This window comes from Mesorhizobium sp. M7A.T.Ca.US.000.02.2.1 (genome assembly GCF_003996995.1).
GTDB lineage: Bacteria > Pseudomonadota > Alphaproteobacteria > Rhizobiales > Rhizobiaceae > Mesorhizobium.
In genome coordinates this window covers 1-9,161 of the sequence record NZ_RZTT01000248.1, presented here as the reverse complement: position 1 = coordinate 9,161, position 9,161 = coordinate 1, and the positions used below count along the sequence as shown (strand labels likewise).

Genomic DNA, 9,161 nt, shown 5'->3' with positions numbered 1-9,161 from the left:
GGCCAGCATCCTCGGCGGGCTGGCAGCGTCGGGCTGGCACACCTGCGCCATGTTCATGCGCATGCTCTGCGACGCGTTCCTGCTGGACTCGACCTGCCAGGGCGCGCCCGGCGTCGATCAGGTCAAATGGAAGAAACCGGTCCTGGCCGGCGACCAACTGACCGGCACCCTGATGGTTGTTGCCAAGCGCCTGTCGAAATCGAAGCCGCAACTCGGCTTCGTCACCATGCGCAGCGAACTGTTCAACCAGCGTGGCGAAAGCGTCTTCGAACTCGAGAACTCCGTCATGTTCCTCACGCGCGATGCCGCGGGGAGCCAAGCATGACACTGGACGATTTCTTCCGTATTGGCACCACCGTCACGCTCGGCTCGCACACATTCGAGCCCGAGGCGATCAATGCCTTCGCCCGTAAGTACGACCCGCAGATCTTCCATATCGACGAGGAGGCCGCGAAGAAAAGCGTGCTCGGCGGACTCTGCGCGTCTGGCTGGCACACGGCCGCGACCTGGATGAAACTCAATCTGGAAAACCGCATGGACGCCGAGATCGCTGCGTGGAGCGGTCCCGGTCCAGTGCCGGAATTCGGCCCCTCGCCCGGCTTCAAGAACCTGAAATGGCTGAAGCCGGTCTATGCCGGGCAAACCATCACCTTCACGCGCACCGCGCTGTCGCACCGCCCAATCGCCTCACGCCCCGGCTGGCGGCTGCTCGCGCTGCGTTCGGAAGCTTTCGATCCCACCGGCGACAAGGTGCTCGAGTTCGAAAGCGCCGTTCTGGTGAAGGTGGAGTAGCTTTTTCCTTCGCCCCGTTTACGGGGAGAAGGTGCCCGAAGGGCGGATGAGGGGCGGCGCCAGCGTTGGTGTCTTAAACTCGACGGTCGTACTTACCCCTCACCCTGCTCCGCTCGCGTTGCTCGCTTCGCTTCCCTCTCCCCGTAAACGGGGCGAGGGAGAAACCTAATGCCCCTCGAACCCTATCAGCGTCCTGACCGGCACACCGAGGGCTTCGAGCTTGGCGCGGCCGCCGAGGTCCGGCAGGTCGATGACGAAACAGGCGGCGAGGATGTCGGCGCCGATCTGGCGCAGAAGTTTGACCGCCGCCTCCGCGGTGCCGCCGGTGGCGATCAGATCGTCGACAAGGATCACCTTCTCGCCCGGAGCAACGCCGTCCTTGTGCATCTCCATCTCGTCCAGGCCATATTCCAGGCTATAGGCGACGCGCACCGTCTCGTAGGGCAGCTTGCCTTTCTTGCGGATCGGCACGAAGCCGGCCGAGAGCTGATGGGCGACGGCGCCGCCAAGGATGAACCCGCGTGCCTCGATGCCGGCGATCTTGTCGATCTTCTGGCCGGCGTAGGGATGCACCAGTTCGTCGATGGCGCGGCGGAAGGCGCGCGCATTGCCGAGCAGCGTGGTGATGTCGCGAAACAGGATGCCTGGCTTGGGATAGTCCGGAATGGTACGGATCGCGGCGAGCAATGTGTCTTCGAGGGAGGATTTCATGGGTCGAGATTACCTGAAACGGAGGTTCTTGCGCGACAATTGTTCGATCGAACTGCAGCCCATCAGCTTCATGCCGCGTTCGATCTCGACCCGCATCTGCTCAAGGGCCCGTTCGACGCCGGGCTGGCCCGCCGCCGCAAGCGGGAACAGATAGTAGCGTCCGACGCCGACGGCCTTGGCACCGAGCGACAGCGCCTTCAGCACATGCGTGCCGCGCTGCACGCCGCCATCCATGATGACGTCGATCCTGTCGCCAACGGCATCGACGATCTCAGCAAGCTGGTCGAACGCCGCCCGCGAGCCATCCAGCTGCCGCCCGCCATGGTTCGACAGCACGATGCCGCTGCAGCCGATGTCGACGGCGCGTCTTGCGTCCTCCACCGACATAACGCCCTTGAGACAGAACGGACCCGACCAAAGCTTGACCATCTCGGCGACATCGTCCCACGTCATCGACGGGTCTAGCATCTCGGTGAAGTAGCGGCTGATCGACATCGTGCCGCCGCCCATGTCGACATGCTCGTCGAGCTGCGGCAGCTTGAACCCCTCATGCGTGAAATAATTGATCGCCCAGGCTGGCTTGAGCGCGAACTGCGCCATTCCGGCAAGGTTGAGCTTGAAGGGAATGGCAAAGCCGGTGCGTTTGTCGCGCTCGCGATTTCCTCCGGTGATGCTGTCGACGGTCAGCATCATCACCTCGACGCCGACCTGCTTTGCCCGCTGCATCATCGCCCGGTTAAGACCGCGGTCCCGATGGAAATAGAACTGGTAGACCTGCGGGCTGCTGCTGATGCTGCGCGCCTCCTCGAGGCTGACGGTGCCAAGCGACGAGACGCCGAACATGGTGCCATACTTGGCCGCGGCCTTGGCGACCGCGCGCTCGCCCTGATGGTGGAAAAGGCGCTGCAAGGCGGTCGGCGAGCAATAGAACGGCATCGCCAGCTTCTGGCCCATGACCGTCACCGACATGTCGACCTCGCTCACCCCGCGCAGCACATTGGGAACCAGATCGCAGGTCTCGAAGCTTTCGGTGTTGCGGCGGTAGGTGACCTCGTCGTCCGCCGCGCCGTCGATGTAATTGAAGATCGGCCCCGGCAGCCGCCGCTGCGCCATATGGCGGAAATCGGAAAAGTTGTGACAGTCGCTGAGCCGCATCATCGAAATCCAAAAGCCATGGCGGGACGAGCTTCTCGCCACCGTTCGATGCGTCGAATATCAACCTCATGCCGCCATGCCAACGGACTAATTGCCGAACTTCCGCCTAAGCAATGGCGCAGACAAGAAAGGAGCGCCTTAAGCGCCCCTTCCCGTCTAAATCCGGCTGACGAGGATTACATGCCGAGATCGGAACGAAGCTCGGCCCTGGCCACTTCATATTCAGCCTTGAAGTCGTCCCGGTTGAGCAGGACCGCGGCAATGACGCTGCCGGAAATCCTGCCCATCTCGACATCGGACGCAAAATGGATGCCGCCAACCACGCGGTTGTGAGCGTATTTACTCGCGCGCGCCATGATCTCGGCGCGCCTTTCCGGAACCATGTCGGACAGAATGATGCCCATCATCGTGCCGACGGTGGCGTGTCCGGAAGGCCAGGAACCGGAGTTCGACAGCTTGACCGCAGGCTTGACGAGATCGCTGAGCTGATGCGGGCGCGGGCGCTTCCAGACATCCTTGGCCGGATCGACGACAGCGCCTTCGGTAGCCACCACGCGATCGAAGAAGGCGCTGAATTTCGGCAGCGTTTCCTTGTTGAATTTCGGCCCCATCACGTCGGCAAAGCGCCAGACATTCTCCTCGGCATCGGCCACCGCGCTGGCGACCATCTGCGGGGTGCGCGTGACCTGCAAAGTCAGCACCTCGCCGAGTTCGGCCTTGGTTTGTGCCGAATCGTTTGCCGGCGGCGGCGGCAGGATCATCGTCAGGTCGACATCCTTGTTGGTGATGAAGGGCTGGGCGTCTTCCGCTTGCGCGGCCGAGCCGACGATGAGCAGCAACAGGCCTGCCGCGAACGATGCGTATCTTTTCATGAATGCGATCCTTTGATGAGAGCAGCACAGGATCGCCGGATGCGGTGACGGCCATGTGACATGACCAGCCTCCGGAAATGCAAAAGGGCGCCTCTCGGCGCCCTTCGCGATCACTTGATTGTGTGGCTCAATGCGCCACGCCTTCCCACACCTTGCGCTTGGTGAGATAGACCAGAGCGCCGAACAGAAGCAGGAACACCAGCACGCGAAAACCGGTCTTCTTGCGGTCTTCCATATGCGGCTCGGCCGCCCACATCAGGAAGGCGGAAACGTCGCGGGAGTACTGGTCGACTGTCTGCGGCGCGCCGTCATCATAGGTCACCTGGCCGTCGGACAGCGGGTTGGGCATCTTCAGCGACACGCCCGACATGAAATAGGGGTTGTAGTGGGTGCCTTCCGGGATGACCATGCCGGCAGGCGGTGTCTCGTTATAGCCTGTCAGCAGCGAGTGGATATAGTCGGGGCCGCCCGCGTCATACTGGGTGAAGATGTCGAAGACGAATTGCGGAAAACCGCGCTCGACGCCGCGCGCCTTGGCCAGCAGCGACATGTCGGGCGGAGCAGCACCACCATTGGAAGCGGCGGCCGCTTCGTCGTTTGCGAACGGTGGCGGGAAGTGGTCGGACGGCTTGCCGGGACGGTCGAACATGTCGCCGGCATCGTTGGGACCGTCATGGATCGTGTACTCGGCCGACAGCGTCTTGATCTGCGCATCGGAATAGCCGAGGTCTGACAGCGTGCGGAACGCCACCATGTTCATCGAATGGCAGGCCGCGCAGACTTCCTTGTAGACCTTGAGGCCGCGCTGCAGCTGCGCCTTGTCATAGGTGCCGAACGGGCCGGTGAAGCTCCAGTCCATTTCCTTCGGCTCGTGGATCGGGAAATGCGTCGGCGCGGCGGCGTTGTGCGCCTCTTCGGCGGCGATCGCCCAAGTGCCCGCCGACCCGATGCCGACGGCCACGAGGCCGACCAGCGCCAGCGAGGTGAGAATCTTTTTCATGCCAAATCCCCTTAGATTCTCTACCCGCTCAGCCTTTGGTTTCCGGCGCCGCCGTAGCGCCCGCCGGATGTCCGCTGCCGCCCTTGTTCTTCTCGAGGACCGCCTCGGTGATCGAGTTCGGCAGCCGTCGCGGCGTCTCGATCAGGCCGAGCACCGGCAGCGCGATCAGGAAGAAGGCGAAGTAGAACAATGTCGCCATCTGCGCCATGAACACATAGCTGCCTTCGGCCGGCTGCGAGCCCAGCCAGCCAAGCAGGATGGCATCGGCCACGAACAGCCAGAAGAACAGCTTGTACCAGGGCCGGTAAACGGCCGAGCGTACCTTCGAAGTGTCGAGCCACGGCACCAGGAACAACATGACGATGGCGCCGAACATGCACAGCACGCCGCCGAGCTTGGAGTTGATCGGCCCGACATTGAAGGTGATGGCGCGCAGGATCGCGTAGAACGGCAGGAAGTACCATTCGGGCACGATGTGGGCCGGCGTCTTCAGCGGGTTGGCGACGATGTAGTTGTCGGGATGGCCGAGATAGTTCGGCAGGTAGAAGACGAAATAGGCGAAGAAGAACAGGAACACGATCATGCCGAACGCGTCCTTGATGGTCGCGTAGGGGGTGAAGGCGACAGTGTCGGTCTTCGACTTGACCTCGATACCCGTCGGGTTCGACTGGCCCACGACATGCAGCGCCCAGATGTGCAAAACGACGACGCCGGCAATCATGAACGGCAACAGATAGTGCAGCGCAAAGAAGCGGTTCAGCGTCGGGTTGTCGACGGCAAAGCCGCCGAGCAGCAGCTGCTGGATCCAGTCGCCGACCAGCGGAATGGCGCTGAAGAAACCCGTGATGACGGTGGCACCCCAGAAGCTCATCTGGCCCCATGGCAGCACGTAGCCCATGAAGCCGGTCGCCATCATCAGGAGATAGATGATGCAGCCGAGGATCCACAGCAGCTCGCGCGGCGCCTTGTAGGAGCCGTAATAGAGGCCACGGAAGATGTGGATGTAGACGGCGACGAAGAAGAACGAGGCGCCGTTCGAATGCATGTAGCGCAGCAGCCAGCCCGAATTCACGTCGCGCATGATCTTCTCGACCGAGCCGAAGGCGAGATTGGTGTCGGCCGTGTAGTGCATGGCCAGCACGATGCCGGTCAGGATCTGCGCCACCAGCATGATCGACAGGATGCCGCCAAACGTCCAAGCGTAGTTGAGGTTGCGCGGCACCGGATAGGCGACGAAGCTGTCATAGACCAGCCGCGGCAGCGGCATGCGGGCGTCAAACCAGCGTCCGAGACCGGTTTTGGGCGTATAGGTCGAGTGTCCCTCGCTCATCGAAATGTCCCCTGCCTCAACCGATAAGGATCTTGGTATCGGAAATGAACTTGAATACCGGCACCGCCATGTTCTCAGGCGCCGGGCCTTGGCGGATGCGTCCGGCCGTGTCGTAGACCGAGCCGTGGCATGGGCAGAACCAGCCGCCGAAATCGCCTTCCTGGCCGAGCGGAATGCAGCCGAGATGGGTGCAGACCTGAACCATCACCATCCAGGCTTCCTTGCCGGGTGTGGTGCGGTTGGCGTCGGTCGCCGGTGCATCGGCCGGCAGATTGGCGTTGCGGGCGATCGGGTCCTTGAGATCGGCCAGCTTGACGGCCTCGCCGTCCTTCATTTCCTGTTCGGTGCGGTTGCGGACCACGACCGGCTTGCCGCGCCATTTGACGATCAGCGACATGCCCGGCGTCAGCGAGGCGACGTCGACTTCGACGGAAGCGAGCGCCAGCGTCGAGGCATCGGGGCGCATCTGGTCGATGAACGGCCACGCGAAGGCACCCGCGCCGACCACTGCGGCCATGCCGGTGGCGACGTAGAGAAAATCACGACGGTTGGGATCCTGGGTGTCGGTTGCGCTCACGGGTGCCTGATCCTTTCGCCTCTTCCGTGCCGGTGGCTGAGCCTTGTTCCCCGCTCAATTACGCCAACCCGACAGCGCATGGCGAACAGGCTTGCGAATTCCTCCGGCATTTGGACTTCGGTTTATGCGTGAAGCCCGTTTTTGTCCAGACGGGTGAAGGCACAAGGGCAGATTGTCGCGGGGACAAAATCCGCCACCGCTCAACGCGACGCCGGATAGCCGCCAAACATCGCTAAACAACCGGGAAACAACCGCAAATCCGACGCCCCTGTTCGGCTCGACACAAGGCGCCAGCCGGGTCTATCTTTGTATCATGGCACACGTCATAGACCGCGACACCTGGTCTGTTCGCTCCGACCATTGGAAGGGCGAATTGCAATGTGGCGCCTACGGCTCCAACTCCTGCCTGATCTTCAACTATTTGCCTGGCGTCGGCGGCGGCCCCCGCCTGCACACGCATCCCTACGCGGAGATCTTCATCATCCGCCAGGGCACCGGCCTGTTCACTGTCGGCGACCAGGAGATCGAGGCATCCGTCGGCCAGATCCTGATCGTGCCGCCCAACACGCCGCACAAATTCACCAATCTCGGCCCAGGCCCGCTGGAGACGACCGACATCCACGAGAACGGCAGCTTCATCACCGAATGGCTGGAGTGATCTCTATTTCGCGCCGAGCCTGGCCAGCACCGCTTTCGGGATGTTGTATTCACGAATGACGGCATCGTGCTTGCGCAAGCCGCACAGCTCGCGCTGGATGAAATAGCCATGCACCGCCTCGGCGGCATCCTTGAGCAGCCGGGGGCGCAGTTGCTCGTCGGCATTGTCGCGCAGCCTGGCCAGCGTTTCCTCTACCCGCTGGCCGGCGCGGCCAAGTGCTGCCGCCTTTTCCGCCAATATTTCATGGCCGAGCGCGTCGAAGGCGGCTTCAGCGGCCGAGGCGCCGGCAAGATGAGATGGCGGACGCAAGGACATTTCAGTCTCCTTTCGCGAAAACCATGCGGTGAGTGACGAATTCTTCGCCTTCCACGTGCGTAAATCCAAGCCGTGCGTAAAAACCAAAAGCCTCTTGCGGCGCGCGGGTGTTCAGCGCGGCGAAATGGTGACGTGCCCTGTCGATAACGGTTTCGATCAGCATCCGGCCAAGGCCGGCGCGACGGTGACGCGCACTGACGAACAGGTGCCGGACCCGGCCGTGGTCCCTGGCCTCGAAATAGGGATCGATGTTCAACCCGCACACGCCGGCGAGTTCCCTTCCATCCCAGGCTCCGTACAGCGCCTCGCCCCGTTTCAGGAACTTGTTGTGGCCACTTGCCCAGCCATCCGCCAGGCGCACCAGCATCCAGTAGCCTTCCTGCCGGCTCTCTTCCTTCAGCGTGTCGAAAGCCGGCATGGTCGGCCGGAGCCGCTTGAGCACGTAGCCGACCTCTGAGATGGCGCCTGTTGATCCACCCATGGAGCTACTCCGCCGGGCGTGTCTCTTCGAGCACGCTGTCCTCGTGATAGAGAAAACCGCCGGACTGCCGCTTCCACAGCCGCGCATAGAGCCCCTCGAGTGCTAGCAACTCGTCATGCGTGCCTTGCTCGACGATGCGGCCGCCGTCGAGCACCACCAGTCGGTCGAGTGCCGCAATCGTCGACAGCCGGTGGGCGATGGCGATGACCGTCTTGTTTTCCATCAGCCGCGTCAGATTTTCCTGGATCGCCGCCTCGATGTCGGAATCGAGCGCCGAGGTCGCTTCGTCGAGAATCAGGATCGGCGCATCCTTGAGGAAGACGCGGGCGATCGCCACGCGCTGGCGCTGGCCGCCCGACAGTTTGACGCCGCGCTCGCCGACAAAGGCTTCGTAGCCGGCGCGGTCCCTGTTGTCGCGCAAGGTCAGGATGAACTCGTGCGCCTCGGCCTTTTTCGCCGCCGCGATCACCTCCGCATCGGTCGCATCTGGCATGCCGAGCTTGATGTTGTCGCGCAGTGAACGGTGGAACAGCGCCGTGTCCTGGCTGACGACGCCGATATTGGCGCGCAGCGAATTTTGCGTGACATCGGAGACGTCCTGGCCATCGATCATGATGGAGCCGCCCTCCAGATCGTAGAGCCGCAGGATCAGGTTCGCGAGCGTCGTCTTGCCGGCGCCCGACGGTCCGACCAGCCCGACCTTCTCGCCCGGCTTGACGACAAGGTCGATGCCGTTCAGCACGCCGAACCCTTTGCCGTAATGGAACTCGACGTTCTTCACCTCGATACGCCCGCCTGCCACCACAAGTTCCTTGGCGTCGGGCGCATCGGTGAGGCCGAGCGGCTGCGAAATCAGCGCCTTGGAGTTCTCCAGCACGCCGAGGTTTCGCAAGATGCTGTTGAGCTGCATCATCAGCCGGCCGAGCAGCATGTTGAGCCGCAGCACCAGCGACAGCGTGAAGGCGACCGCGCCGACGGTGATCGAGCCCTCGACCCAGAGATAAACGGCAAAGCAGCCGATCGCCGTGATCATGATGCCCGACAGCGTCGTCAACGCCATGCGCACGCCGGTCAGCCGGCGGGTGAACGGGCGCAATGCGTCGAGGTAGATGTCGAAACCGTTCCTGATGTAGCGGTCGTCGCCGTCGGCCGAGAACAGTTTCAGCGTCTGCACGTTGGAATAGGAATCGACGATGCGGCCGGTGATCATCGAGCCGGCCTCGGCGGTTTCCTCGGCATGCTTGCGGATTGCCGGCAAGTAGAGCTTGGC

General features: G+C 62.7%; 12 protein-coding genes. 3 read left to right on the top strand and 9 right to left on the bottom strand.

What is annotated here, in order from left to right:
• Together EOD15_RS21775 and EOD15_RS21770 are read left to right on the top strand one after the other, a co-directional pair.
• On the top strand, window positions 1-325 hold a 325-nt coding region (locus EOD15_RS21775), incomplete at its 5' end, for a MaoC/PaaZ C-terminal domain-containing protein (protein ID WP_127408812.1).
• Window positions 322-792: a MaoC family dehydratase gene (locus EOD15_RS21770; protein ID WP_127320868.1), complete on the top strand. Its 471-nt coding sequence runs from the start codon at window positions 322-324 to the stop codon at window positions 790-792. The genes EOD15_RS21775 and EOD15_RS21770, both read left to right, overlap by 4 nt.
• Before the next feature lie 165 nt (window positions 793-957).
• On the opposite strand, the gene EOD15_RS21765 is transcribed toward EOD15_RS21770, so the two are convergent.
• From EOD15_RS21765 to petA, 6 genes are all read right to left on the bottom strand, one after another.
• On the bottom strand, window positions 958-1,503 hold the full coding sequence (locus EOD15_RS21765) for an adenine phosphoribosyltransferase (protein ID WP_013529989.1): 546 nt from the start codon (window positions 1,501-1,503) through the stop codon (window positions 958-960).
• A 9-nt stretch (window positions 1,504-1,512) separates the two neighbouring features.
• Window positions 1,513-2,658, bottom strand: coding sequence for an alpha-hydroxy acid oxidase (locus EOD15_RS21760; protein WP_164893303.1), 1,146 nt, complete (start codon window positions 2,656-2,658; stop codon window positions 1,513-1,515).
• A gap of 176 nt (window positions 2,659-2,834) precedes the next feature.
• Window positions 2,835-3,530, bottom strand: a complete 696-nt coding sequence (locus EOD15_RS21755) for a phosphatase PAP2 family protein (protein ID WP_127322538.1) — start codon at window positions 3,528-3,530, stop codon at window positions 2,835-2,837.
• Between the two features lie 127 nt (window positions 3,531-3,657).
• The gene (locus EOD15_RS21750) at window positions 3,658-4,530 is read right to left on the bottom strand and encodes a cytochrome c1 (protein ID WP_127322539.1); all 873 of its coding nucleotides are present in this window, start codon (window positions 4,528-4,530) and stop codon (window positions 3,658-3,660) included.
• Between the two features lie 28 nt (window positions 4,531-4,558).
• Window positions 4,559-5,860, bottom strand: coding sequence for a cytochrome b N-terminal domain-containing protein (locus tag EOD15_RS21745; RefSeq protein ID WP_013529985.1), 1,302 nt, complete (start codon window positions 5,858-5,860; stop codon window positions 4,559-4,561).
• 16 nt (window positions 5,861-5,876) lie between these two features.
• Window positions 5,877-6,437, bottom strand: coding sequence for a ubiquinol-cytochrome c reductase iron-sulfur subunit (gene petA, locus EOD15_RS21740; RefSeq protein WP_127270959.1), 561 nt, complete (start codon window positions 6,435-6,437; stop codon window positions 5,877-5,879).
• 313 nt (window positions 6,438-6,750) lie between these two features.
• Between petA and EOD15_RS21735 the strand changes: the two genes are divergently transcribed.
• Window positions 6,751-7,095: a cupin domain-containing protein gene (locus tag EOD15_RS21735; RefSeq protein WP_127322757.1), complete on the top strand. Its 345-nt coding sequence runs from the start codon at window positions 6,751-6,753 to the stop codon at window positions 7,093-7,095.
• A 3-nt stretch (window positions 7,096-7,098) separates the two neighbouring features.
• Here EOD15_RS21735 and EOD15_RS21730 read toward each other — a convergent pair whose 3' ends face one another.
• The 3 genes from EOD15_RS21730 to EOD15_RS21720 form a co-directional block, all read right to left on the bottom strand.
• Window positions 7,099-7,410, bottom strand: coding sequence for a DUF6665 family protein (locus EOD15_RS21730; RefSeq protein ID WP_127322756.1), 312 nt, complete (start codon window positions 7,408-7,410; stop codon window positions 7,099-7,101).
• Between the two features lies 1 nt (window position 7,411).
• Window positions 7,412-7,891: a GNAT family N-acetyltransferase gene (locus EOD15_RS21725; protein WP_127322755.1), complete on the bottom strand. Its 480-nt coding sequence runs from the start codon at window positions 7,889-7,891 to the stop codon at window positions 7,412-7,414.
• Between the two features lie 4 nt (window positions 7,892-7,895).
• Window positions 7,896-9,161: ABC transporter ATP-binding protein (locus EOD15_RS21720; protein ID WP_148129606.1), on the bottom strand; the 1,266-nt coding region annotated here is incomplete at its 5' end.

What these genes read in the sequence shown, in the direction of transcription:
- EOD15_RS21750 (WP_127322539.1), bottom strand. Translation starts at nt 4,530, where the DNA reads ATGAAAAAGATTCTCACCTCGCTGGCGCTGGTCGGCCTCGTGGCCGTC.
- EOD15_RS21755 (WP_127322538.1), bottom strand. Translation starts at nt 3,530, where the DNA reads ATGAAAAGATACGCATCGTTCGCGGCAGGCCTGTTGCTGCTCATCGTC.
- EOD15_RS21760 (WP_164893303.1), bottom strand. Translation starts at nt 2,658, where the DNA reads ATGCGGCTCAGCGACTGTCACAACTTTTCCGATTTCCGCCATATGGCG.
- EOD15_RS21770 (WP_127320868.1), top strand. Translation starts at nt 322, where the DNA reads ATGACACTGGACGATTTCTTCCGTATTGGCACCACCGTCACGCTCGGC.
- EOD15_RS21765 (WP_013529989.1), bottom strand. Translation starts at nt 1,503, where the DNA reads ATGAAATCCTCCCTCGAAGACACATTGCTCGCCGCGATCCGTACCATT.
- EOD15_RS21745 (WP_013529985.1), bottom strand. Translation starts at nt 5,860, where the DNA reads ATGAGCGAGGGACACTCGACCTATACGCCCAAAACCGGTCTCGGACGC.
- EOD15_RS21735 (WP_127322757.1), top strand. Translation starts at nt 6,751, where the DNA reads ATGGCACACGTCATAGACCGCGACACCTGGTCTGTTCGCTCCGACCAT.
- EOD15_RS21730 (WP_127322756.1), bottom strand. Translation starts at nt 7,410, where the DNA reads ATGTCCTTGCGTCCGCCATCTCATCTTGCCGGCGCCTCGGCCGCTGAA.
- EOD15_RS21725 (WP_127322755.1), bottom strand. Translation starts at nt 7,891, where the DNA reads ATGGGTGGATCAACAGGCGCCATCTCAGAGGTCGGCTACGTGCTCAAG.